Origin of the sequence: Streptomyces sp. NPDC047886, from assembly GCF_043204435.1 — a bacterium.
Taxonomy (GTDB): Bacteria; Actinomycetota; Actinomycetes; order Streptomycetales; family Streptomycetaceae; genus Streptomyces.
Genome location: NZ_JBIDCF010000002.1, coordinates 1051565 through 1074545, shown reverse-complemented (window position 1 = coordinate 1074545; position 22981 = coordinate 1051565). Strand labels below are relative to the sequence as shown.

The following is a 22981-nucleotide window of genomic DNA, read 5'->3' as shown; positions in this document are numbered from 1 at the left end:
ATGGAAGCCAGGGCCCAGGCGCGGTACATCCGCGTCACGCCCATGAAGGCCCGCCGCGTGGTGGACCTCATCCGTGGCATGGACGCCACGGAGGCTCAGGCGGTCCTGCGATTCGCTCCGCAGGCCGCGAGCGTGCCGGTCGGCAAGGTGCTGGACAGCGCCATTGCCAACGCCGCGCACAACTACGACCACAGTGACGCCTCTTCGCTGTTCATCAGCGAGGCGTACGTGGATGAGGGCCCGACCCTGAAGCGGTTCCGTCCGCGTGCTCAGGGCCGTGCCTACCGGATCCGTAAGCGGACCAGCCACATCACCGTGGTCGTCAGCAGCAAGGAAGGAACCCGGTAATGGGCCAGAAGGTTAACCCGCATGGGTTCCGGCTCGGCATCACCACCGACTTCAAGTCGCGTTGGTACGCCGACAAGCTGTACAAGGACTACGTCAAGGAAGACGTCGCCATCCGTCGGATGATGACGTCCGGCATGGAGCGCGCCGGCATCTCGAAGGTGGAGATCGAGCGCACCCGTGACCGTGTCCGCGTGGACATCCACACCGCCCGTCCGGGCATCGTCATCGGCCGCCGTGGCGCCGAGGCCGACCGCATCCGCGGCGACCTCGAGAAGCTCACGGGCAAGCAGGTCCAGCTGAACATCCTCGAGGTCAAGAACCCCGAGGTCGACGCTCAGCTCGTGGCCCAGGCCGTTGCCGAGCAGCTGTCCTCCCGCGTCTCCTTCCGCCGCGCCATGCGCAAGAGCATGCAGTCGGCGATGAAGGCGGGCGCCAAGGGCATCAAGATCCAGTGTGGTGGCCGTCTCGGCGGCGCCGAGATGTCCCGCTCGGAGTTCTACCGCGAGGGTCGTGTGCCGCTGCACACGCTGCGCGCGAACGTCGAGTACGGCTTCTTCGAGGCCAAGACGACCTTCGGCCGCATCGGCGTGAAGGTCTGGATCTACAAGGGCGATGTCAAGAACATCGCCGAGGTCCGCGCCGAGAACGCCGCTGCCCGCGCCGGCAACCGCCCGGCCCGTGGTGGCGCTGACCGCCCCGCCGGCCGTGGTGGCCGCGGTGGCGAGCGTGGCGGTCGCGGCCGTAAGCCGCAGCAGGCTCAGGCTGCCGAGGCCCCCAAGGCCGAGGCTTCCGCCGCCGCTCCGGCTGCTGAGAGCACCGGAACGGAGGCCTGACCGACATGCTGATCCCCCGTAGGGTCAAGCACCGCAAGCAGCACCACCCGAAGCGCCGTGGCATGGCCAAGGGCGGTACGACGGTCGCGTTCGGCGAGTACGGCATCCAGGCCATGACTCCGGCGTACGTCACCAACCGCCAGATCGAGGCGGCTCGTATCGCGATGACCCGCCACATCAAGCGTGGCGGCAAGGTCTGGATCAACATCTACCCGGACCGCCCGCTGACCAAGAAGCCCGCCGAGACCCGCATGGGTTCCGGTAAGGGTTCCCCGGAGTGGTGGGTCGCGAACGTGCACCCGGGCCGGGTCATGTTCGAGCTGTCCTACCCGAACGAGAAGATTGCACGTGAGGCTCTGACTCGTGCGGCTCACAAGCTGCCGATGAAGTGCCGGATCGTCAAGCGCGAGGCAGGTGAAGCGTGATGTCGGCCGGTACCAAGGCGTCCGAGCTGCGCGAGCTGGGCAACGAGGAGCTTGTTGCCAAGCTCCGCGAGGCCAAGGAAGAGCTGTTCAACCTCCGCTTCCAGGCGGCGACCGGTCAGCTCGAGAACCACGGTCGGCTCAAGTCCGTCCGTAAGGACATCGCCCGGATCTACACCCTGATGCGTGAGCGCGAGCTGGGCATCGAGACGGTGGAGAGCGCCTGATGAGCGAGAGCAACGTGACTGAGAACAAGACCGCCGAGCGCGGGTTCCGCAAGACCCGTGAGGGTCTGGTCGTCAGCGACAAGATGGACAAGACCGTCGTCGTCGCTGTCGAGGACCGCGTGAAGCACGCGCTGTACGGCAAGGTCATCCGCCGTACGAACAAGCTCAAGGCGCACGACGAGCAGAACGCCGCGGGCGTCGGCGACCGCGTCCTCCTCATGGAGACCCGGCCGCTGTCCGCGACGAAGCGCTGGCGCGTCGTCGAGATCCTCGAGAAGGCCAAGTAATTTTGCGGGGGGCTCACGCCCCCCGCATGCCCCCCGCTGGGAAACCCCGTAGGGGCAAGTCCCAGCACTAGTTCCGCCAGGCTCGGCAGGGGCCGCACCTCGTGAGAGGCAGGCCCCCGCCGGGAACCGGCAGACGATCAGGAGATAGACGTGATCCAGCAGGAGTCGCGGCTTCGCGTCGCCGACAACACTGGTGCCAAGGAGATCCTTTGCATCCGTGTTCTCGGTGGCTCGGGCCGCCGCTACGCGGGTATCGGTGACGTCATCGTCGCCACCGTCAAGGACGCGATCCCCGGTGGCAACGTGAAGAAGGGTGACGTCGTCAAGGCGGTCATCGTTCGCACCGTCAAGGAGCGCCGCCGCCAGGACGGCTCGTACATCCGCTTCGACGAGAACGCCGCCGTCATTCTGAAGAACGACGGCGACCCTCGCGGCACCCGTATCTTCGGCCCGGTGGGCCGTGAGCTGCGCGAGAAGAAGTTCATGAAGATCATCTCGCTCGCGCCGGAGGTGCTGTAAGCATGAAGATCAAGAAGGGCGACCTGGTCCAGGTCATCACCGGTAAGGACAAGGGCAAGCAGGGCAAGGTCATCGCGGCCTTCCCGCGCGAGGACCGCGTCCTGGTCGAGGGTGTCAACCGGGTCAAGAAGCACACCAAGGCCGGCCAGACCGCTCGTGGTTCGCAGACCGGCGGCATCGTCACCACCGAGGCCCCCATCCACGTGAGCAACGTTCAGCTCGTCGTGGAGAAGGACGGCAAGAAGGTCGTGACCCGCGTCGGTTACCGCTTCGACGACGAGGGCAACAAGATCCGCGTTGCCAAGCGGACGGGTGAGGACATCTGATGGCTACCACCACCACTCCGCGTCTCAAGACGAAGTACCGCGAGGAGATCGCGGGCAAGCTGCGTGAGGAGTTCTCGTACGAGAACGTCATGCAGGTTCCCGGCCTCGTCAAGATCGTGGTCAACATGGGTGTGGGCGACGCCGCCCGCGACTCCAAGCTGATCGAGGGTGCCATCAAGGACCTCACCACGATCACCGGTCAGAAGCCGGCCGTCACCAAGGCCCGCAAGTCCATCGCGCAGTTCAAGCTGCGTGAGGGCCAGCCGATCGGTGCCCACGTCACGCTCCGTGGCGACCGCATGTGGGAGTTCCTGGACCGCACCCTGTCGCTCGCGCTCCCGCGCATCCGCGACTTCCGCGGCCTGTCCCCGAAGCAGTTCGACGGCCGTGGCAACTACACCTTCGGTCTCACGGAGCAGGTCATGTTCCACGAGATCGACCAGGACAAGATCGACCGCGTCCGGGGTATGGACATCACCGTGGTGACCACGGCGACCAACGACGCTGAGGGCCGTGCCCTTCTCCGTCACCTCGGCTTCCCGTTCAAGGAGGCGTGAGCCGTGGCGAAGAAGGCTCTCATTGCCAAGGCCGCCCGCAAGCCCAAGTTCGGCGTGCGCGCGTACACGCGCTGCCAGCGTTGCGGTCGTCCCCACTCCGTGTACCGCAAGTTCGGCCTGTGCCGCGTGTGCCTTCGTGAGATGGCTCACCGTGGCGAGCTGCCGGGCGTGACCAAGAGCTCCTGGTAACAACCCACTTGGGTTGATACCGGGCTCTCGGTAAGCATCCGGTCGGCAGGGGCCCTTCTCCACATGCCGTAGGCTTGTGGGGTTGGGCGCCCTGCCGCCCTGACCGACTTACTACGCCGTAGGTCCCCGCACCGCACCCGTCCCGCCGCTGAGCGGGGAGAGGGATGGCGCATACAGGAAACCCCGGCGAGAGAGGCCGAAGGCCAATTCATGACCATGACTGATCCGATCGCAGACATGCTTACGCGTCTGCGGAACGCGAACTCGGCGTACCACGACACCGTGACGATGCCGCACAGCAAGATCAAGTCTCACATCGCGGAGATCCTCAAGCAGGAGGGCTTCATCACCGGCTGGAAGGTCGAGGACGCCGAGGTCGGCAAGAACCTCGTCCTCGAGCTGAAGTTCGGCCCGAACCGTGAGCGCTCCATCGCGGGCATCAAGCGGATCTCGAAGCCCGGTCTCCGGGTCTACGCGAAGTCCACCAACCTGCCGAAGGTTCTCGGCGGCCTGGGCGTGGCGATCATCTCCACGTCCCACGGTCTCCTGACCGGCCAGCAGGCGCAGAAGAAGGGCGTGGGTGGGGAAGTCCTCGCCTACGTCTGGTAGTCGGGAACGGAGGAAAAGCCAATGTCGCGTATCGGCAAGCTCCCCATCACGGTTCCCGCCGGTGTGGACGTCACCATCGAAGGCCGCACGGTCGCGGTGAAGGGCCCCAAGGGCACCCTCACCCACACCGTCGCCGCGCCGATCGAGATCGTCAAGGCTGAGGACGGCGTTCTGAACGTCACCCGCCCGAACGACGAGCGTCAGAACAAGGCCCTGCACGGCCTGTCCCGCACGCTGGTGGCCAACATGATCACCGGTGTGACCCAGGGGTACACCAAGGCGCTCGAGATCAGCGGTGTCGGTTACCGCGTCGCCGCGAAGGGCTCCAACCTGGAGTTCCAGCTCGGTTACAGCCACCCGATCCTGGTGGAGGCCCCCGAGGGCATCTCCTTCAAGGTCGAGTCGCCGACCAAGTTCTCGGTCGAGGGCATCGACAAGCAGAAGGTCGGCGAGGTCGCCGCGAACATCCGCAAGCTGCGCAAGCCCGACCCGTACAAGGCCAAGGGCGTGAAGTACGCGGGCGAGGTCATCCGCCGCAAGGTCGGAAAGGCTGGTAAGTAAGCCATGGCATACGGCGTGAAGATTGCCAAGGGCAAGGCCTACAAGGGCGCTGCTCTGAAGCGTCGCCACATCCGCATCCGCAAGAAGGTCTCGGGTACGTCGGAGCGTCCGCGCCTCGTCGTCACCCGGTCCAACCGCGGCATCACCGCTCAGGTCATCGACGACATCGCGGGTCACACTCTCGCGTCGGCGTCCACCCTGGACGCGTCCATCCGCGGCGGCGAAGGCGACAAGTCGGCGAAGGCGAAGCAGGTCGGCCAGCTCGTGGCCGAGCGTGCCAAGGCCGCCGGCGTCGAGGCTGTCGTGTTCGACCGCGGCGGCAACCAGTACGCCGGGCGCATCGCCGCCCTGGCGGACGCCGCCCGCGAAGCCGGCCTGAAGTTCTAAGCCGCCCGTCGCTAGCAGCGACTTTGTCACTGCGTAGCTCAGCGGAAAACGAAGAGAGGTAATTCCAATGGCTGGACCCCAGCGCCGCGGAAGCGGTGCCGGTGGCGGCGAGCGGCGGGACCGGAAGGGCCGTGACGGCGGCGCTGCTGCCGCCGAGAAGACCGCGTACGTTGAGCGCGTCGTCGCGATCAACCGCGTCGCCAAGGTTGTGAAGGGTGGTCGTCGCTTCAGCTTCACCGCGCTGGTCGTGGTGGGCGACGGTGACGGCACCGTGGGTGTCGGTTACGGCAAGGCCAAGGAGGTGCCGGCCGCCATCGCCAAGGGTGTTGAGGAGGCCAAGAAGCACTTCTTCAAGGTCCCCCGTATCCAGGGCACCATCCCGCACCCGATCCAGGGTGAGAAGGCCGCGGGCGTCGTCCTGCTCAAGCCGGCTTCCCCCGGTACCGGTGTTATCGCCGGTGGCCCGGTGCGTGCCGTGCTCGAGTGCGCCGGCGTTCACGACATCCTGTCGAAGTCCCTGGGCTCCGACAACGCGATCAACATCGTGCACGCGACCGTGGAGGCCCTCAAGGGCCTGCAGCGCCCCGAGGAGATCGCGGCTCGCCGTGGTCTGCCCCTCGAGGACGTCGCCCCCGCGGCTCTTCTCCGTGCGCGTGCCGGGGCGGGTGCGTAATGGCCCGCCTCAAGATCACGCAGAAGAAGTCGTACATCGGCAGCAAGCAGAACCACCGCGACACGCTGCGTAGCCTGGGCCTCAAGCGCCTGGGTGACGTGGTCGTCAAGGAGGACCGCCCCGAGTTCCGCGGCATGGTGCACACCGTCCGCCACCTCGTGACGGTCGAGGAGGTCGACTGATCATGGCGGAGAACAACCCGCTCAAGATCCACAACCTCCGTCCCGCCCCGGGCGCCAAGACCGCCAAGACCCGTGTCGGTCGTGGTGAGGCGTCGAAGGGTAAGACGGCCGGTCGTGGTACCAAGGGCACGAAGGCCCGCTACCAGGTTCCGGAGCGCTTCGAGGGTGGCCAGATGCCCCTCCACATGCGTCTCCCGAAGCTCAAGGGCTTCAAGAACCCGTTCCGCACCGAGTACCAGGTCGTGAACCTGGACAAGCTCGGCGCTCTCTACCCCGAGGGTGGCGAGGTCACGGTGGCCGACCTGGTCGCCAAGGGCGCGGTGCGCAAGAACAGCCTCGTCAAGGTGCTCGGCACCGGCGAGATCTCCGTGGCGCTGCAGGTGACGGTCGACGCCGTCTCCGGCTCCGCCAAGGAGAAGATCACCGCCGCCGGTGGTTCGGTGACCGAGCTCGTCTGAGCCCCGGTCCCCGGCCGCTTCGGCTGAGCAACGGCCTGGGTCGTCCCTCATGGAGGGATGACCCAGGCCGTTGTCGTATGCGCGGACGCCTCCGGGGGCCGGGCGCCGGTCGGTCGCGCCCGGTGGCCGGGCGTGGCGGTCGGGTGGACCCGGTCGCCCGATGCCGCGCTGGTCGGGTGCACTGATCGCCGGGCGGCGCGCTGGTCGGACGGGCCTGTTGCCGGGCGTGGCGGTCGGGTGGCGGTGGCCGGTGGGCCGGGTGCTCGAACCGGTGCTGAACAATCTCGATCACAAGTGATCGATTTCAGTCGACCTGGCAGGGTGACCGACGCCACGGTGTAAAGCGGCGAGGCGCTCTACGACCGCGATCGCGTCCACTCGCCCCGAGGGCGCCCATATCCGGTTGGCAAAGAACGAGCCATTCCCGCAGCGCGCACCCCCCTTGATCGGTTGCAGCCCCTCCCGGCGCCTGCCTACGATCACCATGACCATTTCATTTCATTGCGCATGACCATTTGCGCGGGGGATCCGGGGAGAATTCAGCCCCTGTTTTCGCCTGCCTGAAAGGCATGCGCATAAACGGGAGGGAATTTGATGTCGCTGCGTGCTGATGTCACTGCCCTGGCGAATTCCGCTGTCGGTTCGGACGTTCGTGGCGTCGTCGCCATGACGGCCGCCGGCCCGGTCCTCGCGACGCCCACCACCGTGCTCGTGGCGACGGCCATCCCGGCCGTGACCGCGACGCCGACGATCACCCGTCTCGGTGGCTACCAGCCGGACGGCGAGGCCGACGTGCCCGCCTTCTCGGTCGAGAGCGGCCTCTCGGCGGACCGGCTGATCGACGCGCGTCTCTCCGCCTGAGCCTTCGCGGCAGGCAGGTGAGAAGCAACCGGTGGCCGTCGCCCGCTCGTCGGGCGGCGGCCACCGGCCCGTCGTGCAGGAGCCGTGCGTGGAGTCCCTTTGATAACCAAGAGCAAGCGATTCATACAGCAGGTCACCACCGCAAAGCGGTTGCCGGTCGCCGCGGCCGAGATCGATGTGGACACCGTGATCCGGCAGATCGAACGCATTACCTCGGTCGGCGCCCTGCTGGCCGCCCTGGAGCAGCTCAGCAGGACCGGTAGCAAGAACAATTCCGACCTCCTGCCGTGGACCATCGCCCGGGTCAGGTTCCCGTTCCTCGACCGCCCCGTGGGCAAGGTCGTCTCCAAGGCGATCGCACCGCCCGCCGACGCCGCCATCCCGGTGGTACGGCTCATGGCGGCCGCCCGGCTGCTGCTGGGCAACCCGGGCCGCGCCGAGCGCGCCGCCCTGCTGGCGCTCCTCGCCGGCACCAGCGCCGCCTCCACCGTCCGTACGGGCGGCCTCGGCATGGACGGCTCCGACCAGCTCGCGCTGATCAACTTCGTCGTCGCCGGGCTGGAGAAGCTGTCCGGCTCGGACAGCCGGGTCCGCGCGGCCTGCGCCCACTACGTCACGGCCCAGAGCGCGCTGTCGTACCTCACCTCCGGGCTGGTGAAGCTGGCGTCCCCGACCTGGCGCAGCGGCGCCGCCATCCCCGGAGTGCTGCGGACCCGGACGTACGGAGACCGGAACTTCTACGAGTACGTCAAGGACCGCCCCGAACTCGCGAAGCTGCTCGCCTGGACGGTCATCGCCGGCGAGACGCTGTTCCCGCTGCTGCTGGTGGCGCCCAAGCCGGTGGCGCGGGCCGGGGTGGCGGCGGGCGCGGTGTTCCACCTCGCGAACGGCCGGTACATGGGCCTCAACCGGTTCCTGTGGTCCTTCACGGGCACGTACCCGGCGGTCGAGTACAGCCGTCGGCAGCTGCGCGCCAGGCTCGGGCTCGGCGACTCATGAGCCGGCTCCCGTCCGGCGCGGCGACACCGGGGCGCGTCCTCGGGGCCACCGCCCTGGTCGCGGCCGCCGCCGTGGGTGCCGCGGCGGGCGCCCGCGCCGTCGCCGCGCACCGGCCGCCGGAGCCCGGCCCACCGGGCGAGCTGGTCCGCCTCGGCGACGGCACACGGCTGCACGCGCTGTGGCGGGCCCCGCACCGGCACGGCGGCGACGGAGACCGTCAGGGAGACGGAAGCGGGCGCGGTCACGGAGACGGGCGCGGTCACGGAGACCGGCGCGGTCACGGAGACCGGCGCGGTGACCGAGACGGCGACGGTCACGGAGAGGGCGCCGTTCACGGAGAGGGCGACGGTCACGGAGAGGGGCGCGGTCACGGAGACGGCCGTGGTCACGGAGACGGTCGCGGGCGCGGCCCCGTCGTCGTGTTCGAGAACGCGCTCATCTCGGCCGCCACCGAGTGGCTGTGGGTCGCCGAGCACCTCGGCCCGGACGTGCCGTACCTCGCGTACGACCGGGCGGGCACCGGCTGGACGCCCCGGCTGCCCGGCGGGCTCGGCCCCGGCGCGCAGGCCCGCAGGCTGCGCGGGCTCCTCGACGCGCTCGGGCTGCCCCCGCCGTACGTCCTGGTCGGGCACTCGGTGGGCGGGCTGCTCATCCGCGCCTTCGCCGCCCGGCACCCGGAGGCGGTGGCCGGGCTCGTCTTCGTGGACGCCTCCCATCCGGACCAGTTCGAACGCTCCCGGGTCCAGCGCGACACGCTGCCCGCCTTCCGCCAGAACCTGCGGCTGTGCGGGGCGCGCGCGGCGCTCGGCGGCGGCATGTACGAGGCGCTCGGCGCCAGCGACATCACGCGGCTGCCCGGCGAGGCGGCCGAACGCACCCGGCGCCGACTGTCCCGCCCCGGCCCGTGGTTCGGCGCGGCGGCCGAGCTGACCGAGTGCCTGCGCACCTGGAACGCCGAGGCACGGGGCCTGACCACCCTGTCCGGGCGTCCGGTGGCCGTGGTCACCGCGGGCGGGACGGTACGCGGGGACGCCGTGCACGGCCGTCTCCAGGAAGAGCTGGCCGGGCTGTCCCCGGCCGGCAGGCACGACATCGTGCCGGACGCGGGACACGAGTCCCTCGTCATGGACCGCGTCCACGCCCGCGCGGTGGCGGACGCGATCGTACGGGTCAGGGAACAGGCCGCGGGCTCGGCCGGCGGCGGAGGGGAAACACAGTGAAGCAGGCGCTGAGGACGGGGCGGCGGGTGCTGGTCTACGGGGCGCTCGGCTCATGGTGGGCGGTCAGCGCGCTCAACCAGCTCCAGAAGGCGGGGCCGATCCAGCGCAGGGTCGACCCGCTGCAGATCTTCATCCCGAGCTGGCGGTTCTTCGGCCCGCACCCCGGGATGCACGACACCCATCTGCTGTACCGGGACGAGCTCGCGGACGGCACGCTCACCGACTGGCGGGAGAAGGTGATCGTCGAGGAGCGGCGCGGTCATCACATCGTGTGGAACCCCAACCGCCGCCGCGAGAAGGTCGTCTTCGACGCGGTCGAGGAGCTGAAGGTCTTCGTACGGCGGGAGGAGCCCCTGGAGCGGCTCCAGCTCACCCTGCCGTATCTCGTCCTCCTGAACTACGTGTCGAAGCAGTGCGACCACCACGCCGACGCCAAGCGGACGCAGTTCCTGATCGCCCTGTCACCCGGCTACGAGGAGACCGTGCCGCCGGAGATGTTCTTCGCCTCGGACGTGCACAGCCTGTGAGCGGAGAACGGCCCGTGGGGGAAGAAGGGGAGTCCGGCATGACGGAGACCGGGATCGACATCGCGAGGTACGGCGACGGCATCGGCCGCTACCACGATCTGCTGTACCCGTTCACGGACCTGCCGAGCGCGGTGGCCCGGGTCGCCTCGGTGATCCAACCGCCCGCCAAGATCGTGGACTTCGGCGCGGGCAGCGGGCGGCTCGCCCTCGCCCTGGCCGAGCGGGGGTATGCCGTCGACGCGGTCGACATCTCCCCCTCGATGCTCGACCAGCTGCGCGTACGGGATGAGAAAGCCCTGGTGAGGAGGCATGTCGCCGATATCGCGACGGTCGACGTCGGGGACGGGTTCGACCTGTGCGCGATCACCAACAGCACGCTGTTCATGCTGCCTTCCCAGGAGGCGCAGCGGGCCGCGCTCGGCCGCGCCGCCGCGCACCTGCGGGACGGCGGGCATCTGCTCCTGGAGGTCTATGAGCCGAGCTTCTTCCACCGGCTGGAACAGGCCCACACCCAGTCGAGCGTCCTGGCGGACGGCACCCTGCTCGTGGACTCGATGACCAACGACCCGGTGAACCAGCTGCTCGTGCTGCTGCGCACCTTCGTCTCGGACGGAAAGGTACGGACCTATCCGGAGATCAGCCGTTATGCATGGCCCGCCGAACTCGACCTGATGGCCGAGTCGGAAGGGTTCCGGCGGGTGGGGCGATGGAGCGACTGGGAAGGCTCCGCTTTCACCCGGGGCGCCGCCCGTCATATCTCGCTCTACCGCAAAGCTGAATAAAACGGACGGGGTCGGGCCGGGTGCCGGGGCCCTCGTTCGGCGGGGTTTCGGGCATACCCAGGCTGGATGGTTGTTCCAGGAGGGGCGGTCGCCGGTAAGGTGGCGTGCACTGTTGCTTTACTCCTGGGGGTCGTTGGCAGTAGCGGCGAAACCGCTGACCCCCGGACCCGCCGCCCGGTACCCCCGGGCGGTTCTGACTGATACGTATTCGTCGATCCTCAAGACCGTCACCTCTGACGCATAGCGCGGGGGTCGCAGGAGGCACCGTGCTCACCGCGTTCGCCCGGGCGTTCAAGACGCCCGACCTGCGCAAGAAGCTGCTCTTCACGCTTGGCATCATCGTGCTGTACCGGCTCGGGGCCCACATCCCGGTCCCCGGCGTCAGCTACCCGGCAGTGCAGCAGTGTCTGGACCAGGCCCAGCAGAACAACAACAGCCTGTTCGGCCTCGTGAACATGTTCAGCGGCGGCGCGCTGCTGCAGATCACGATCTTCGCACTCGGCATCATGCCGTACATCACGGCGAGCATCATCCTGCAGCTGCTGACCGTGGTCATTCCCCGTCTGGAGGCCCTGAAGAAGGAGGGGCAGTCCGGCACGGCGAAGATCACGCAGTACACGCGTTACCTGACCGTGGCGCTCGCCGTCCTCCAGGGCACCGGCGTCGTCGCCGCCGCTCGCGGTGGCGGCCTCTTCAGCGGCTGCACGGTGGCCAACCAGGTCGTTCCCGACCAGTCGATCTTCACCACGGCCACCATGGTCATCACGATGACCGCCGGTACGGCCCTGGTCATGTGGCTCGGTGAGCTCATCACCGACCGCGGCATCGGCAACGGCATGTCGATCCTGATGTTCATCTCGATCGCCGCCGGCTTCCCCGGCGCGCTGTGGGCCATCAAGGAGAGCGGCAAGCTCGCCAAGGGCTGGATCGAGTTCGGCACCGTCATCCTGATCGGCTTCGTGATGGTCGCCCTCGTCGTCTTCGTCGAGCAGGCCCAGCGCCGCATCCCGGTCCAGTACGCGAAGCGGATGATCGGCCGCCGTTCGTACGGCGGCACGTCCACCTACATCCCGCTCAAGGTGAACCAGGCGGGTGTGATCCCTGTCATCTTCGCCTCGTCGCTGCTCTACATCCCGATCTTGATCGTTCAGTTCGCCGGGGGCGAATCCGGGTGGTCCGCGTGGATTCAGCAGCACATGGTGGACGGGAAGCCCATCCACACGGTCGCGTACTTCCTGTTGATCGTGTTCTTCGCCTTCTTCTATGTGGCCATCTCCTTCAACCCCGAGGAAGTCGCCGACAACATGAAGAAGTATGGTGGCTTCATCCCGGGTATCCGGGCTGGTCGACCTACTGCTGAGTACTTGAGCTACGTGCTCAACCGGATCACTTGGCCGGGCTCGCTGTATCTGGGTCTGATCGCTCTTGTGCCGACAATGGCGTTGGCGGGCTTCGGCGGGGCGAACGCCAACTTCCCGTTCGGCGGGACGAGCATCCTGATCATCGTGGGTGTGGGGCTGGAGACCGTGAAGCAGATCGAGAGCCAGCTCCAGCAGCGCAATTACGAAGGGTTCCTCCGCTGATGCGAATCGTCCTCGTCGGACCGCCCGGTGCGGGCAAGGGAACGCAGGCCGCGTTCCTTGCCAAGAACCTGTTGATTCCGCACATCTCCACGGGTGACCTGTTCCGCGCCAACATCAGTCAGGGCACGGAGCTGGGCAAGCAGGCCAAGGCGTACATGGACGCCGGCAACCTGGTGCCCGACGAGGTCACCATCGGGATGGCCAAGGACCGCATGGAGCAGCCGGACGCCACCGGGGGCTTCCTCCTCGACGGCTTCCCGCGCAACGTGGCCCAGGCCGAGGCGCTCGACGCGATGCTCGAGACCGAGGGCATGAAGCTCGACGCGGTCCTGGACCTCGAGGTCCCCGAGGACGAGGTCGTGAAGCGGATCGCGGGCCGCCGCATCTGCCGCAACGACAGCTCGCACGTGTTCCACGTCACGTACTCGCCGCCGAAGCAGGACGGCGTGTGCGACGTGTGCGGCGGAGAGCTCTACCAGCGCGCGGACGACTCCGAGGAGACCGTCCGCACCCGGCTGGAGGTCTACCACACGCAGACCGAGCCGATCATCGACCACTACAAGGCCCAGGGCCTGGTGGTCACCATCTCCGCGCTCGGCAAGGTCAACGACGTGACCGACCGTGCGATGGAGGCCCTGCGCGGCGAGCAGGCCGCGTAGCCCCACCCAGCGCGCGCTTCTCCGGCCGCGGTGCCCCTCAGGGCACCGCGGCCGAAGCATTGCCCCCCCGCCGCCGGGTCGGCCCCGGTCGCCGCCTGGAGGGGCGGTCCGCTGTCGGTCGCTCCGGTGGCTTGTGGTCGGTGGCTTGTGGCTTGTGGCTTGTGGCCGGTGGTCGGTGGCCTGTGGCCTGTGGCCTGTGGCCTGTGGCCTGTGGCCTGTGGTGGGTGGCCTGCGGCTTGTGGTCGGTGGCTGGTGGCCTCTGGCCCGTAGCTGGTGACCGGGGGCCGCGGGCGGGTGTGGGCGGCCGTATCGTTGTAGTGACTCCCCGTCGCAGTCCGAGAAAGGCGTCAGCCGTCATGGTGCAGATCAAGACCCCCGAGCAGATCGCGAAAATGCGCGAGGCGGGCCTGGTCGTCGCCGCCATCCACGCGGCGACGCGCGAGGTGGCGGTGCCGGGTGCCACCACCAAGGACCTGGACGAGGCCGCGCGGAAGGTCATCGCCGACCACGGCGCCAAGTCGAACTTCCTCGGGTACGGCGGCTTCCCCGCGACGATCTGCACGTCGGTGAACGACGTCGTGGTGCACGGCATCCCCAGCGAGGACGTCGTCCTCAAGGACGGCGACATCATCTCCATCGACGCGGGCGCCATCGTCGACGGCTGGCACGGCGACGCCGCCTACACCGCGTTCGTCGGCTCAGGCCACGCGCCGGAGCTGCTGGAGCTCTCCCGGGTCACCGAGGAGTCGATGTGGGCCGGCATCGCCGCGATGAGGAACGGCAACCGGCTGGTCGACATCTCCCGCGCCATCGAGACGTACATCCGCCGCCAGCCCAAGCCGGGCGGCGGCAAGTACGGGATCATCGAGGACTACGGCGGCCACGGCATCGGGACCGAGATGCACATGGACCCGCACCTGCTGAACTACGTCACCCGCAAGCGCGGCAAGGGACCCAAGCTGGTGCCCGGCTTCTGCCTCGCCATCGAGCCGATGGTGTCGCTGGGTACGCCCCGCACCGAGGTGCTGGAGGACGACTGGACCGTCATCACGACGGACGGCACGTGGTCCTCGCACTGGGAGCACTCCGTCGCGCTGACGGAGGAGGGGCCGCTGGTCCTCACCGCCCCGGACTGCGGCAAGGCGAAGCTCGCGGAGCTCGGCGTCACCGCCGCGCCCGACCCGCTGGGCTGACGCCCCGGCCCCCGGTTCCGCTCCGGTCCCGCCCCGCACGCCGCGCCGCCTCGGCCGGCGGGTGGGGCGGGGCTGCTCCGGGCTCACCTCCTCGGAGCCGGCGGGTTCGGGTACGGGGAATCGGCGCCGTTCCGTGCCCGCCGACTCCTGCGGGGGCGACCCTGCGCGTCCCCTCCCGTCCGGCACGCGGGTGGCGGCTTAGGGATCTTCCACGGTGGGCAGACTTGGCTGATTCGTCTTTTCGAGTGCCCTGACGTAGACTGATGCGTCGGCTCTCGTGTATCCGTGTGTCCTCATGCGGAGGCGAGAGTCGATCAAGGTAGCCGATTCGAAGGGCGAAGCGTGGCCAAGAAGCAAGGTGCCATCGAAATTGAGGGCACCGTGATCGAGTCCCTGCCGAACGCCATGTTCAAGGTGGAGCTCCAGAACGGTCACAAGGTCCTCGCGCACATCAGCGGCAAGATGCGGATGCACTACATCCGTATCCTCCCGGATGACCGGGTCGTCGTGGAGCTGTCTCCGTACGACCTGACGCGTGGGCGGATCGTCTACCGCTACAAGTAGATCTTGTCCGCACCCCTCTCTGAGGGTGCTGGCACTGACCCGGAGAACCTCACATCCCATGAAGGTCAAGCCGAGCGTCAAGAAGATCTGCGACAAGTGCAAGGTGATCCGCCGTCACGGCCGGGTCATGGTCATCTGCGACAACCTGCGCCACAAGCAGCGCCAGGGCTGACGCACGCCGACCTGCACCTCGCAGTTCTCGCGCGACGCAAGTAATACGTACATACGCAGTGCCCGCCGGGCCCTACCGGCTGGCGGTACCTCCGGCGGGGGCCGGGGACCTGGACGTACCACCTCTTCCGAACGGAAGAGGTCGGCGGCCGGGATCGGTACTGCGGAAGACCCCCGAGTACACAGGAGCCATTGAATGGCACGCGTTTCCGGTGTCGACATCCCGCGCGACAAGCGTGTGGAGGTCGCACTCACCTACGTCTTCGGTATCGGCCGCACCCTGGCGAAGGAGACCCTCGCCACCACCGGTGTGAACCCGAACACCCGCGTTCGTGACCTGTCCGAGGAGGACCTGGTCAAGATCCGCGAGTACGTGGACAACAACATCAAGACCGAGGGTGACCTCCGTCGCGAGATCCAGGCCGACATCCGCCGCAAGGTCGAGATCGGCTGCTACCAGGGTCTCCGCCACCGCCGCGGTCTGCCGGTCCACGGCCAGCGCACCAGCACGAACGCCCGTACCCGCAAGGGCCCGCGTCGCGCGATCGCCGGCAAGAAGAAGCCGGGCAAGAAGTAGTCCGCAGCGGACGACTGTCCACGGTCTTCGCTGTAGGACCGACCACCTCCCGTAGGAGTTAAGAGATGCCCCCCAAGGGACGTCAGGGCGCGACCAAGAAGGTGCGCCGCAAGGAAAAGAAGAACGTCGCTCACGGCCACGCGCACATCAAGAGCACGTTCAACAACACCATCGTTTCGATCACGGACCCGTCCGGCAACGTGATCTCCTGGGCCTCCGCCGGCCACGTCGGCTTCAAGGGCTCCCGCAAGTCGACTCCGTTCGCCGCGCAGATGGCCGCCGAGTCGGCCGCCCGCCGCGCGCAGGAGCACGGCATGCGCAAGGTCGACGTGTTCGTGAAGGGTCCGGGTTCCGGTCGTGAGACCGCGATCCGTTCGCTCCAGGCCACCGGTCTTGAGGTCGGCTCCATCCAGGACGTCACCCCGACGCCCCACAACGGCTGCCGTCCGCCCAAGCGTCGCCGCGTCTGACGCCGGCTGACACGGCGGGCGAGAGCCGGCTGGGGGTCCGGGGGTTATCCCCCGGGGGTCGCAGTACGGCTGCCGTCCGCCCAAGCGTCGCCGCGTCTGACGCCGGCTGACACGGCGGGCGAGAGCCGGCTGGGGGTCCGGGGGTTATCCCCCGGGGGTCGCAGTACGGCTGCCGTCCGCCCAAGCGTCGCCGCGTCTGACGCCGCGCTGCTTTTTCGAGGTTCCGGGCGGTACGCCTCCTTCGGGGTGTGCCGCCCGTACCCTTGCAGTACTAGAGGACGTCAAATAGCGGGCGTCCATGAATGAAGGACACACACCATGCTGATCGCTCAGCGTCCCTCGCTGACCGAAGAGGTCGTCGACGAGTACCGCTCGCGGTTCGTCATCGAGCCGCTGGAGCCGGGCTTCGGCTACACGCTCGGCAACTCCCTCCGTCGGACCCTCCTGTCGTCGATCCCCGGTGCCGCTGTCACCAGCATCCGCATCGACGGCGTCCTGCACGAGTTCACCACCGTGCCGGGCGTCAAGGAGGACGTCACCGACCTCATCCTCAACATCAAGCAGCTGGTCGTCTCCTCGGAGCACGACGAGCCGGTCGTGATGTACCTGCGCAAGCAGGGGCCGGGCCTCGTGACCGCTGCCGACATCGCCCCGCCGGCCGGTGTCGAGGTGCACAACCCCGACCTGGTGCTCGCCACGCTCAACGGCAAGGGCAAGCTGGAGATGGAGCTGACCGTCGAGCGCGGTCGCGGCTACGTCTCCGCCGTGCAGAACAAGCAGGTGGGCCAGGAGATCGGCCGTATCCCGGTCGACTCCATCTACTCGCCCGTACTCAAGGTCACCTACAAGGTCGAGGCGACCCGAGTCGAGCAGCGGACCGACTTCGACAAGCTGATCGTCGACGTCGAGACCAAGCAGGCCATGCGGCCGCGCGACGCCATGGCGTCCGCCGGCAAGACGCTGGTCGAGCTGTTCGGCCTGGCCCGTGAGCTCAACATCGACGCCGAGGGCATCGACATGGGTCCGTCCCCGACGGACGCCGCGCTCGCCGCCGACCTCGCGCTGCCGATCGAGGAGCTCGAGCTCACCGTTCGTTCGTACAACTGCCTCAAGCGTGAGGGCATCCACTCCGTGGGTGAGCTCGTGGCGCGCTCCGAGGCGGACCTGCTCGACATCCGCAACTTCGGTGCGAAGTCGATCGACGAGGTCAAGGCGAAGCTGGCCGGCATGGGCCTGGCCCTCAAGGACAGCCCGCCCGGATTCGACCCGACCGCCGCCGCCGACGCCTTCGGCGCCGACGACGACGCGGACGCGGGCTTCGTCGAGACCGAGCAGTACTGAGCCGTACGGCTCAAGCGATGACTGCCTGTAGGCGTCCGCCTGCGGGGTCCTGACACCGGTACCTGATACGGCCGGTGCAGATCACAAGGAGAAACACCATGCCGAAGCCCGCCAAGGGTGCCCGTCTGGGCGGCAGCGCCGCGCACGAGAAGCTGCTTCTCGCGAACCTCGCGAAGTCGCTCTTCGAGCACGGCCGCATCACCACGACCGAGGCCAAGGCCCGCCGCCTGCGTCCGGTCGCCGAGCGCCTGATCACCAAGGCGAAGAAGGGCGACATCCACAACCGTCGCCTGGTGCTGCAGACGATCACGGACAAGAGCATCGTCCACACGCTCTTCACCGAGATCGCCCCGCGCTACGCCGAGCGTCCGGGTGGCTACACCCGTATCACCAAGATCGGCAACCGTCGTGGCGACAACGCCCCGATGGCGGTCATCGAGCTGGTCGAGGGTGAGATCGCCAAGAAGGCGACCGTCGCCGAGGCCGAGGCCGCGACCAAGCGCGCGGTGAAGGAGTCCGAGGCCGCCAAGGTCGAGGAGACCAAGGCCGAGGACGCCGCTGAGGCTCCCGCCGAGGAGTCGAAGGACGCCTGACGCGTCTGAAGGCTGAAGGACGGGCCCGTTCCCCTTTGGGGGCGGGCCCGTTCTCCTTGAGAGGATTCACGTGTGAGTGATGACGTGCAGCCCGGGTTCGTCCGGGTGCGGCTGGACCTGTCGTACGACGGCAAGGACTTCTCCGGCTGGGCCAAGCAGGCACAGGGGCAGCGGACCGTGCAGGGCGAGATCGAGGACGCGCTGCGCACGGTGACGAGGTCGGCGCGGACGTACGAGCTGACCGTCGCCGGCCGTACCGACGCCGGCGTCCACGCCCGTGGCCAGGTCGCCCATGTCGACCTGCCCGACACGGTGTGGGCCGAGCACCGGGAGAAGCTGCTGCGGCGGCTCGCGGGGCGGCTCTCGCACGACGTACGGGTGTGGCGCGTCGCGGAGGCACCGGCCGGGTTCAACGCGCGGTTCTCGGCGATCTGGCGGCGCTACGCCTATCGCGTCACCGACAACCCCGGCGGCGTGGACCCGCTGCTGCGCGGGCACATCCTGTGGCACGACTGGCCGCTGGACGTCGACGCGATGAACGCGGCCGCCGAGCGGCTGCTCGGGGAGCACGACTTCGCCGCCTACTGCAAGCGGCGTGACGGGGCGACCACGATCCGCACGCTCCAGGAGCTGCGGTGGGAGCGGCTGCCCAGCGGGGTCCTGGAGGCCACCGTGCGGGCCGACGCGTTCTGCCACAACATGGTGCGGTCCCTGGTGGGCGCCCTGCTGTTCGTCGGCGACGGGCACCGGCCGCCGGACTGGCCCGCCAAGGTGCTGGCCGCCGGCGTAAGGGACTCGGCCGTCCATGTCGTACGGCCGCACGGGCTCACGCTGGAGGAGGTCGGCTACCCGGCCGACGAGCTGCTGGCCGCCAGGAACCTGGAGGCCCGCAACAAGCGGTCACTGGCCGCCGGCGGGGGCGGTGGCTGCTGCTGACGCCTGGGCGCGGCCCCGGGCGTAGATCTGGTTGAAGGCGAACGTGCCGAGGTCGTCGCTCGACGCGAAGACGGCGGAGTCGGACTTCGTGACCTTCTTGCCGTTCGTGAAGCCCGCCTGCGTGAAGTAGGCGTAGCGGCCCAGCGCGTTCGAGCGGCGCAGGCAGACCGTGCCGCGGCAGAACTCGCCGACACCCGACCCGGCCAGCGGCGCGATACCGCCCTGGGCCTCGTCCTTCGCCTTCAGCGCGGCGGCCTTGGTGTCGAAGAGGGCGACACCCACGGTGATCGCGACGCCGTCCTTCTCGTACGTCGCACGGATCACACGGGTGCAGCCGTGCTTCTTGAGGATGGTGCCCAGCGAGCCCTGCGTGACCGAGGCGCAGTCCGTGGTCGAGGAGAGGGCGCCCTTGCGGTAGACGCGGTCGCCCATGGTGAGCCGCTTGCCGGGGAACAGGGACTCGGGGGTGAGCGGCGCCTTGTCCTTCGCGGCGGTGGAGATGAAGTCCATCGGGTTCGGCGGGGGCGGCGGGGCGACCGACGAGAACGACGGCTGCGGCTTGGTGCTGTCGGTCGGCAGGTCGGTGGCCGTCGGCAGGCCGCCGTTCTTGCCGGACGCCTTGTTGCCGCTGTTCGTGGACACGACGGCGATCGCGACGATGGCGGCGATCGCGGCGGTGGCGAGCGCGCCCCCGCCGATCAGCAGCCAGCGCTTGCGGCGGGCACGGGCGGCCGACGCCTCCGCCAGAGCGCTCCAGTCCGGTGTCTGACCCCCCGGGCCGCTCGGGCCCCCCTGGGCGCCGAAGGGGGACGGCGACGGTGACTGCTGTCCGTACTGCTGCCCGTACGGGTCGTGGCCGTACGGATTCTGCTGGTGCGGCTCCTGCGGCCACTGCGGTCCCCCAAAGCTCATGCCGCGCATCCTAATCGGGTTGGGGAATGGCCGGTCCCGCCCTGACAATGCGCCCATGGGACATGTGGAGGTCGCGCACCTGGAGTACGTCCTGCCGGACGGGCGGGTACTGCTCGACGATGTGTCGTTCCGGGTGGGCGAGGGCGCGGTCGTCGCGCTCGTCGGCGCCAACGGGGCGGGGAAGACGACGTTGCTGCGGCTGATCTCGGGGGAGGCGCAGCCGCACGGCGGAAGCGTCACCGTGGGCGGCGGGCTCGGCGTGATGCCGCAGTTCGTGGGGTCCGTACGGGACGGGACGACCGTACGGGACCTGCTGGTCTCGGTGGCGCCGGCCCGGATCCGGGCGGCGGCGGCAGCCGTGGACGAGGCCGAGCACCTGATCATGACGGTGGACGACGAGGCCGCGCAGATGCGGTACGCGCAGGCGCTGAGCGACTGGGCGGAGGCCCGCGGGTACGAGTCCGAGACCGTCTGGGACATGTGCACGATGGCCGCGCTGGGCGTCCCGTACGACAAGGCGCAGTTCCGCGAGGTGCGCACCCTCAGCGGCGGTGAGCAGAAGCGGCTGGTCCTGGAGGCGCTGCTGCGCGGCCCCGAGGAGGTGCTGCTCCTCGACGAGCCGGACAACTACCTGGACGTCCCCGGCAAGCGGTGGCTGGAGGAGCGGCTCGGCGAGACCCGCAAGACCGTGCTGTTCGTCTCCCACGACCGGGAGCTGCTGGCGCGGGCCGCGCAGAAGATCGTCGCGGTGGAGCCGGGCCCCGCCGGGTCGGACGTCTGGGTGCACGGCGGCGGCTTCGCGACGTTCCACGAGGCGCGGCGGGAGCGGTTCGCCAGGTTCGAGGAGCTGAAGCGGCGCTGGGAGGAGAAGCACGCCCAGCTGAAGAAGCTCGTGGTCAACCTGCGGCAGGCCGCGTCCGTCAGCCATGAGATGGCGTCGCGGTACGCGGCGGCGCAGACCCGGCTGCGGAAGTTCGAGGAGGCGGGGCCGCCGCCCGAGCCGCCGCGCGAGCAGGACATCCGGATGCGGCTGCGGGGCGGGCGCACCGGTGTGCGGGCCGTGGTGTGCGAGGGGCTGGAGCTGTCCGGCCTGATGAAACCGTTCGACCTGGAGGTCTTCTACGGGGAGCGGGTCGCCGTGCTGGGGTCCAACGGCTCCGGCAAGTCGCACTTCCTGCGGCTGCTGGCCGGCGACGCGTCCGTCGCGCACACCGGGAACTGGAAGCTCGGCGCCCGTGTGGTGCCGGGGCACTTCGCGCAGACCCACGCCCATCCGGAGCTGGAGGGCCGGAGCCTGGTCGACATCCTGTGGACCGAGTACGCGAAGGACCGGGGCGGGGCCATGTCGGTCCTCCGGCGGTACGAGCTGGAGCGCCAGGGCGACCAGACGTTCGAGCGGCTCTCCGGCGGGCAGCAGGCCCGGTTCCAGATCCTGCTGCTGGAGCTCGCGGGTACGACGGCGCTGCTGCTGGACGAGCCGACGGACAACCTGGACCTGGAGTCAGCGGAGGCCCTCCAGGCGGGTCTGGAGGCGTACGACGGCACGGTGCTCGCCGTGACGCACGACCGCTGGTTCGCCCGCTCGTTCGACCGGTACCTGGTGTTCGGCGCGGACGGGGTCGTGCGTGAGACGCCCGAGCCCGTGTGGGACGAGCGGCGGGTCGAACGGAAGCGGTAGGCACGGCGGCGGGGGGCCGGGCGGGGTCGGGCAGGGCCGGGCAGGGCCGGGCGGGGTCGGGACAAGACTGGTCGGACGGGGGCAAGGCGGCCGTGGTCGACGGGGTCGTTTTGACCCGGGTGGGGGAGCCCGAGTATTCTTCTGGTTCGTTATGCGTATTGGCTTGCTCGTTCTCACGTGAGAGGCCGCTACGCCGGTCCACCGGGCCGATGACCAGCGATCAGCACTCGGGTTGCGTCCCCGACGTGTGATCAGGGCTGTCGTGATCGTCCGGGTGGCCTTGTCAGGACCCACTCACTGAAGAAGCGAAGGCTACGACCGTGCGTACGTACAGCCCCAAGCCCGGCGATGTGACGCGCCAGTGGCACATCATCGACGCGCAGGACATCGTCCTGGGCCGTCTGGCGTCCACCGCCGCCACCCTTCTGCGGGGCAAGCACAAGCCGATCTATGCGCCGCACGTTGACGCTGGTGACTTCGTCATCATCATCAACGCCGACAAGGTGCACCTGTCCGGCAACAAGCGCACGCAGAAGATGGCGTACCGCCACTCCGGTTACCCGGGTGGTCTGCGTTCCGTCCGCTACGACGAGCTGCTCGAGAAGAACCCCGAGAAGGCCATCGAGAAGGCCGTCAAGGGCATGCTCCCGAAGAACACCCTCGGCCGTCAGATGCTCTCGAAGCTGAAGGTCTACGCGGGCGAGAACCACCCGCACGCTGCCCAGCAGCCGGTCCCGTTCGAGATCACCCAGGTCGCGCAGTAAGTCCGGCCACCCCCTAAGACGAAAAGAATCTGAGGAGCATCGTGGCCGAGACCACTGTTGAGAACCCCATCGAGGGCGAGGAGACCTACGCCGAGGTCACCACCTTCGAGTCCGAGGCGCCCGTCGAGGGCGAGTACACCTCGGAGTCCCTGGCGTCCCGCTTCGGCGACCCGCAGCCGGCCGCCGGCCTGGGCCGCCGCAAGAACGCCATCGCCCGCGTCCGGATCGTTCCGGGCACCGGCAAGTGGAAGATCAACGGTCGCACCCTCGAGGACTACTTCCCGAACAAGGTGCACCAGCAGGAAGTCAACGAGCCCTTCAAGGTGCTCGAGCTCGACGGCCGCTACGACGTCATCGCCCGCATCGCGGGTGGCGGCGTCTCCGGTCAGGCCGGCGCCCTGCGCCTGGGCCTGGCCCGCGCGCTGAACGAGGCGGACGTGGACAACAACCGCGCCCCGCTGAAGAAGGCCGGCTTCCTGAGCCGCGACGACCGTGCCGTCGAGCGCAAGAAGGCCGGTCTGAAGAAGGCCCGCAAGGCCCCGCAGTACAGCAAGCGCTAATCACGCCTGCTCG

The 22981-nt window shown here is 68.8% G+C and carries 34 protein-coding genes; 33 read left to right on the top strand and 1 reads right to left on the bottom strand.

Going from position 1 to position 22981, the window contains the following annotated elements; genetic code table 11:
- The 30 genes from rplV to truA all read left to right on the top strand — a co-directional run bounded on the left by rplV (nt 1) and on the right by truA (nt 19054).
- Complete coding sequence (gene rplV / locus ACGF5U_RS10555) at nt 1–348, top strand: 50S ribosomal protein L22 (protein ID WP_058848120.1); 348 nt, start codon at nt 1–3, stop codon at nt 346–348.
- Nucleotides 348–1181 carry a 30S ribosomal protein S3 gene (gene rpsC, locus ACGF5U_RS10550; protein WP_392715894.1) on the top strand — a complete coding sequence of 278 codons (834 nt, stop codon included), beginning with the start codon at nt 348–350 and terminating at the stop codon, nt 1179–1181. The genes rplV and rpsC overlap by 1 nt, the downstream gene beginning before the upstream one ends.
- 5 nt (nt 1182–1186) lie before the next feature.
- Complete coding sequence (gene rplP, locus ACGF5U_RS10545) at nt 1187–1606, top strand: 50S ribosomal protein L16 (protein WP_005313579.1); 420 nt, start codon at nt 1187–1189, stop codon at nt 1604–1606.
- Nucleotides 1606–1830, top strand: coding sequence for a 50S ribosomal protein L29 (rpmC, locus tag ACGF5U_RS10540; RefSeq protein ID WP_031076670.1), 225 nt, complete (start codon nt 1606–1608; stop codon nt 1828–1830). Before rplP ends, rpmC begins: the two co-directional genes overlap by 1 nt.
- On the top strand, nt 1830–2117 hold the full coding sequence (gene rpsQ / locus ACGF5U_RS10535) for a 30S ribosomal protein S17 (RefSeq protein WP_262006829.1): 288 nt from the start codon (nt 1830–1832) through the stop codon (nt 2115–2117). Before rpmC ends, rpsQ begins: the two co-directional genes overlap by 1 nt.
- 150 nt (nt 2118–2267) lie before the next feature.
- Nucleotides 2268–2636, top strand: a complete 369-nt coding sequence (rplN, locus tag ACGF5U_RS10530) for a 50S ribosomal protein L14 (protein WP_003956455.1) — start codon at nt 2268–2270, stop codon at nt 2634–2636.
- A gap of 2 nt (nt 2637–2638) precedes the next feature.
- Nucleotides 2639–2962, top strand: a complete 324-nt coding sequence (gene rplX / locus ACGF5U_RS10525; protein ID WP_073753485.1) for a 50S ribosomal protein L24 — start codon at nt 2639–2641, stop codon at nt 2960–2962.
- Nucleotides 2962–3519, top strand: coding sequence for a 50S ribosomal protein L5 (gene rplE / locus ACGF5U_RS10520; RefSeq protein WP_153486744.1), 558 nt, complete (start codon nt 2962–2964; stop codon nt 3517–3519). The genes rplX and rplE overlap by 1 nt, the downstream gene beginning before the upstream one ends.
- 3 nt (nt 3520–3522) lie before the next feature.
- A complete protein-coding gene (locus ACGF5U_RS10515; protein ID WP_003956452.1) occupies nt 3523–3708 on the top strand; it encodes a type Z 30S ribosomal protein S14 in 186 nt (61 codons plus the stop codon).
- 210 nt (nt 3709–3918) lie between these two features.
- The gene (gene rpsH / locus ACGF5U_RS10510) at nt 3919–4317 is read left to right on the top strand and encodes a 30S ribosomal protein S8 (protein ID WP_010473942.1); all 399 of its coding nucleotides are present in this window, start codon (nt 3919–3921) and stop codon (nt 4315–4317) included.
- A gap of 21 nt (nt 4318–4338) precedes the next feature.
- Nucleotides 4339–4878 carry a 50S ribosomal protein L6 gene (rplF, locus tag ACGF5U_RS10505; protein WP_392715888.1) on the top strand — a complete coding sequence of 180 codons (540 nt, stop codon included), beginning with the start codon at nt 4339–4341 and terminating at the stop codon, nt 4876–4878.
- A 3-nt stretch (nt 4879–4881) separates the two neighbouring features.
- The gene (gene rplR, locus ACGF5U_RS10500; RefSeq protein ID WP_392715886.1) at nt 4882–5265 is read left to right on the top strand and encodes a 50S ribosomal protein L18; all 384 of its coding nucleotides are present in this window, start codon (nt 4882–4884) and stop codon (nt 5263–5265) included.
- Nucleotides 5266–5332: 67 nt separating this feature from the next.
- Nucleotides 5333–5938 carry a 30S ribosomal protein S5 gene (gene rpsE, locus ACGF5U_RS10495; RefSeq protein ID WP_030201551.1) on the top strand — a complete coding sequence of 202 codons (606 nt, stop codon included), beginning with the start codon at nt 5333–5335 and terminating at the stop codon, nt 5936–5938.
- Nucleotides 5938–6120, top strand: coding sequence for a 50S ribosomal protein L30 (rpmD, locus tag ACGF5U_RS10490; RefSeq protein ID WP_392715884.1), 183 nt, complete (start codon nt 5938–5940; stop codon nt 6118–6120). Before rpsE ends, rpmD begins: the two co-directional genes overlap by 1 nt.
- Nucleotides 6121–6122: 2 nt before the next feature.
- On the top strand, nt 6123–6578 hold the full coding sequence (gene rplO / locus ACGF5U_RS10485) for a 50S ribosomal protein L15 (RefSeq protein ID WP_392715882.1): 456 nt from the start codon (nt 6123–6125) through the stop codon (nt 6576–6578).
- Nucleotides 6579–7244: 666 nt separating this feature from the next.
- Complete coding sequence (locus ACGF5U_RS10480) at nt 7245–7439, top strand: hypothetical protein (protein ID WP_392715880.1); 195 nt, start codon at nt 7245–7247, stop codon at nt 7437–7439.
- 99 nt (nt 7440–7538) lie between these two features.
- Nucleotides 7539–8438 (top strand): hypothetical protein, encoded by a 900-nt coding sequence (locus ACGF5U_RS10475; RefSeq protein ID WP_392715878.1) that lies wholly within the window; start codon nt 7539–7541, stop codon nt 8436–8438.
- 419 nt (nt 8439–8857) lie between these two features.
- Nucleotides 8858–9658, top strand: coding sequence for an alpha/beta fold hydrolase (locus ACGF5U_RS10470; protein ID WP_392715876.1), 801 nt, complete (start codon nt 8858–8860; stop codon nt 9656–9658).
- Nucleotides 9655–10185, top strand: a complete 531-nt coding sequence (locus tag ACGF5U_RS10465) for a hypothetical protein (protein ID WP_392715874.1) — start codon at nt 9655–9657, stop codon at nt 10183–10185. The genes ACGF5U_RS10470 and ACGF5U_RS10465 overlap by 4 nt, the downstream gene beginning before the upstream one ends.
- A gap of 38 nt (nt 10186–10223) precedes the next feature.
- Nucleotides 10224–10967, top strand: coding sequence for a class I SAM-dependent methyltransferase (locus ACGF5U_RS10460; protein ID WP_392715872.1), 744 nt, complete (start codon nt 10224–10226; stop codon nt 10965–10967).
- A 266-nt stretch (nt 10968–11233) separates the two neighbouring features.
- Entirely contained in the window at nt 11234–12550 is a 1317-nt protein-coding gene (secY, locus tag ACGF5U_RS10455; protein WP_392715870.1) for a preprotein translocase subunit SecY, read from the top strand.
- The gene (locus ACGF5U_RS10450; RefSeq protein WP_392715868.1) at nt 12550–13209 is read left to right on the top strand and encodes an adenylate kinase; all 660 of its coding nucleotides are present in this window, start codon (nt 12550–12552) and stop codon (nt 13207–13209) included. Before secY ends, ACGF5U_RS10450 begins: the two co-directional genes overlap by 1 nt.
- A 356-nt stretch (nt 13210–13565) precedes the next feature.
- The gene (gene map / locus ACGF5U_RS10445; RefSeq protein WP_392715866.1) at nt 13566–14402 is read left to right on the top strand and encodes a type I methionyl aminopeptidase; all 837 of its coding nucleotides are present in this window, start codon (nt 13566–13568) and stop codon (nt 14400–14402) included.
- 342 nt (nt 14403–14744) lie between these two features.
- Nucleotides 14745–14966, top strand: coding sequence for a translation initiation factor IF-1 (infA, locus tag ACGF5U_RS10440; RefSeq protein WP_003956442.1), 222 nt, complete (start codon nt 14745–14747; stop codon nt 14964–14966).
- 58 nt (nt 14967–15024) lie between these two features.
- Nucleotides 15025–15138 carry a 50S ribosomal protein L36 gene (rpmJ, locus tag ACGF5U_RS10435; RefSeq protein ID WP_003956441.1) on the top strand — a complete coding sequence of 38 codons (114 nt, stop codon included), beginning with the start codon at nt 15025–15027 and terminating at the stop codon, nt 15136–15138.
- 195 nt (nt 15139–15333) lie between these two features.
- The gene (gene rpsM / locus ACGF5U_RS10430; protein WP_149184905.1) at nt 15334–15714 is read left to right on the top strand and encodes a 30S ribosomal protein S13; all 381 of its coding nucleotides are present in this window, start codon (nt 15334–15336) and stop codon (nt 15712–15714) included.
- A 65-nt stretch (nt 15715–15779) separates the two neighbouring features.
- Nucleotides 15780–16184, top strand: a complete 405-nt coding sequence (gene rpsK / locus ACGF5U_RS10425; RefSeq protein ID WP_125496499.1) for a 30S ribosomal protein S11 — start codon at nt 15780–15782, stop codon at nt 16182–16184.
- Nucleotides 16185–16502: 318 nt separating this feature from the next.
- Nucleotides 16503–17525 carry a DNA-directed RNA polymerase subunit alpha gene (locus tag ACGF5U_RS10420; protein ID WP_003956430.1) on the top strand — a complete coding sequence of 341 codons (1023 nt, stop codon included), beginning with the start codon at nt 16503–16505 and terminating at the stop codon, nt 17523–17525.
- Nucleotides 17526–17623: 98 nt separating this feature from the next.
- Complete coding sequence (gene rplQ, locus ACGF5U_RS10415) at nt 17624–18118, top strand: 50S ribosomal protein L17 (protein WP_392715863.1); 495 nt, start codon at nt 17624–17626, stop codon at nt 18116–18118.
- 72 nt (nt 18119–18190) lie between these two features.
- A complete protein-coding gene (truA, locus tag ACGF5U_RS10410; RefSeq protein WP_392715861.1) occupies nt 18191–19054 on the top strand; it encodes a tRNA pseudouridine(38-40) synthase TruA in 864 nt (287 codons plus the stop codon).
- Here truA and ACGF5U_RS10405 read toward each other — a convergent pair.
- Nucleotides 19019–19966 carry a hypothetical protein gene (locus ACGF5U_RS10405; protein ID WP_392715859.1) on the bottom strand — a complete coding sequence of 316 codons (948 nt, stop codon included), beginning with the start codon at nt 19964–19966 and terminating at the stop codon, nt 19019–19021. The two genes, truA and ACGF5U_RS10405, sit on opposite strands and share 36 nt — an antisense overlap.
- 55 nt (nt 19967–20021) lie before the next feature.
- Between ACGF5U_RS10405 and ACGF5U_RS10400 the strand changes: the two genes are divergently transcribed.
- The 3 genes from ACGF5U_RS10400 to rpsI all read left to right on the top strand — a co-directional run bounded on the left by ACGF5U_RS10400 (nt 20022) and on the right by rpsI (nt 22968).
- A complete protein-coding gene (locus ACGF5U_RS10400) occupies nt 20022–21644 on the top strand; it encodes an ABC-F family ATP-binding cassette domain-containing protein (RefSeq protein WP_392715857.1) in 1623 nt (540 codons plus the stop codon).
- Between the two features lie 320 nt (nt 21645–21964).
- Nucleotides 21965–22408 carry a 50S ribosomal protein L13 gene (gene rplM, locus ACGF5U_RS10395; RefSeq protein ID WP_392715855.1) on the top strand — a complete coding sequence of 148 codons (444 nt, stop codon included), beginning with the start codon at nt 21965–21967 and terminating at the stop codon, nt 22406–22408.
- Nucleotides 22409–22449: 41 nt separating this feature from the next.
- Entirely contained in the window at nt 22450–22968 is a 519-nt protein-coding gene (rpsI, locus tag ACGF5U_RS10390; RefSeq protein ID WP_392715853.1) for a 30S ribosomal protein S9, read from the top strand.
- The last annotated feature ends 13 nt before the right edge of the window (nt 22969–22981 follow it).

Bases quoted from the DNA above. Each gene is read 5' to 3' on its own strand.
- rplV (WP_058848120.1), top strand. From the start codon at position 1: ATGGAAGCCAGGGCCCAGGCGCGGTACATCCGCGTCACGCCCATGAAG.
- rpsC (WP_392715894.1), top strand. From the start codon at position 348: ATGGGCCAGAAGGTTAACCCGCATGGGTTCCGGCTCGGCATCACCACC.
- rplP (WP_005313579.1), top strand. From the start codon at position 1,187: ATGCTGATCCCCCGTAGGGTCAAGCACCGCAAGCAGCACCACCCGAAG.
- rpmC (WP_031076670.1), top strand. From the start codon at position 1,606: ATGTCGGCCGGTACCAAGGCGTCCGAGCTGCGCGAGCTGGGCAACGAG.
- rpsQ (WP_262006829.1), top strand. From the start codon at position 1,830: ATGAGCGAGAGCAACGTGACTGAGAACAAGACCGCCGAGCGCGGGTTC.
- rplX (WP_073753485.1), top strand. From the start codon at position 2,639: ATGAAGATCAAGAAGGGCGACCTGGTCCAGGTCATCACCGGTAAGGAC.
- rplE (WP_153486744.1), top strand. From the start codon at position 2,962: ATGGCTACCACCACCACTCCGCGTCTCAAGACGAAGTACCGCGAGGAG.
- rpsH (WP_010473942.1), top strand. From the start codon at position 3,919: ATGACCATGACTGATCCGATCGCAGACATGCTTACGCGTCTGCGGAAC.
- rplF (WP_392715888.1), top strand. From the start codon at position 4,339: ATGTCGCGTATCGGCAAGCTCCCCATCACGGTTCCCGCCGGTGTGGAC.
- rplR (WP_392715886.1), top strand. From the start codon at position 4,882: ATGGCATACGGCGTGAAGATTGCCAAGGGCAAGGCCTACAAGGGCGCT.
- rpsE (WP_030201551.1), top strand. From the start codon at position 5,333: ATGGCTGGACCCCAGCGCCGCGGAAGCGGTGCCGGTGGCGGCGAGCGG.
- rpmD (WP_392715884.1), top strand. From the start codon at position 5,938: ATGGCCCGCCTCAAGATCACGCAGAAGAAGTCGTACATCGGCAGCAAG.
- rplO (WP_392715882.1), top strand. From the start codon at position 6,123: ATGGCGGAGAACAACCCGCTCAAGATCCACAACCTCCGTCCCGCCCCG.
- ACGF5U_RS10480 (WP_392715880.1), top strand. From the start codon at position 7,245: ATGACGGCCGCCGGCCCGGTCCTCGCGACGCCCACCACCGTGCTCGTG.
- ACGF5U_RS10460 (WP_392715872.1), top strand. From the start codon at position 10,224: ATGACGGAGACCGGGATCGACATCGCGAGGTACGGCGACGGCATCGGC.
- ACGF5U_RS10450 (WP_392715868.1), top strand. From the start codon at position 12,550: ATGCGAATCGTCCTCGTCGGACCGCCCGGTGCGGGCAAGGGAACGCAG.
- map (WP_392715866.1), top strand. From the start codon at position 13,566: ATGGTGCAGATCAAGACCCCCGAGCAGATCGCGAAAATGCGCGAGGCG.
- rpmJ (WP_003956441.1), top strand. From the start codon at position 15,025: ATGAAGGTCAAGCCGAGCGTCAAGAAGATCTGCGACAAGTGCAAGGTG.
- rpsM (WP_149184905.1), top strand. From the start codon at position 15,334: ATGGCACGCGTTTCCGGTGTCGACATCCCGCGCGACAAGCGTGTGGAG.
- rpsK (WP_125496499.1), top strand. From the start codon at position 15,780: ATGCCCCCCAAGGGACGTCAGGGCGCGACCAAGAAGGTGCGCCGCAAG.
- ACGF5U_RS10420 (WP_003956430.1), top strand. From the start codon at position 16,503: ATGCTGATCGCTCAGCGTCCCTCGCTGACCGAAGAGGTCGTCGACGAG.
- rplQ (WP_392715863.1), top strand. From the start codon at position 17,624: ATGCCGAAGCCCGCCAAGGGTGCCCGTCTGGGCGGCAGCGCCGCGCAC.
- ACGF5U_RS10405 (WP_392715859.1), bottom strand. From the start codon at position 19,966: ATGAGCTTTGGGGGACCGCAGTGGCCGCAGGAGCCGCACCAGCAGAAT.
- ACGF5U_RS10400 (WP_392715857.1), top strand. From the start codon at position 20,022: ATGGGACATGTGGAGGTCGCGCACCTGGAGTACGTCCTGCCGGACGGG.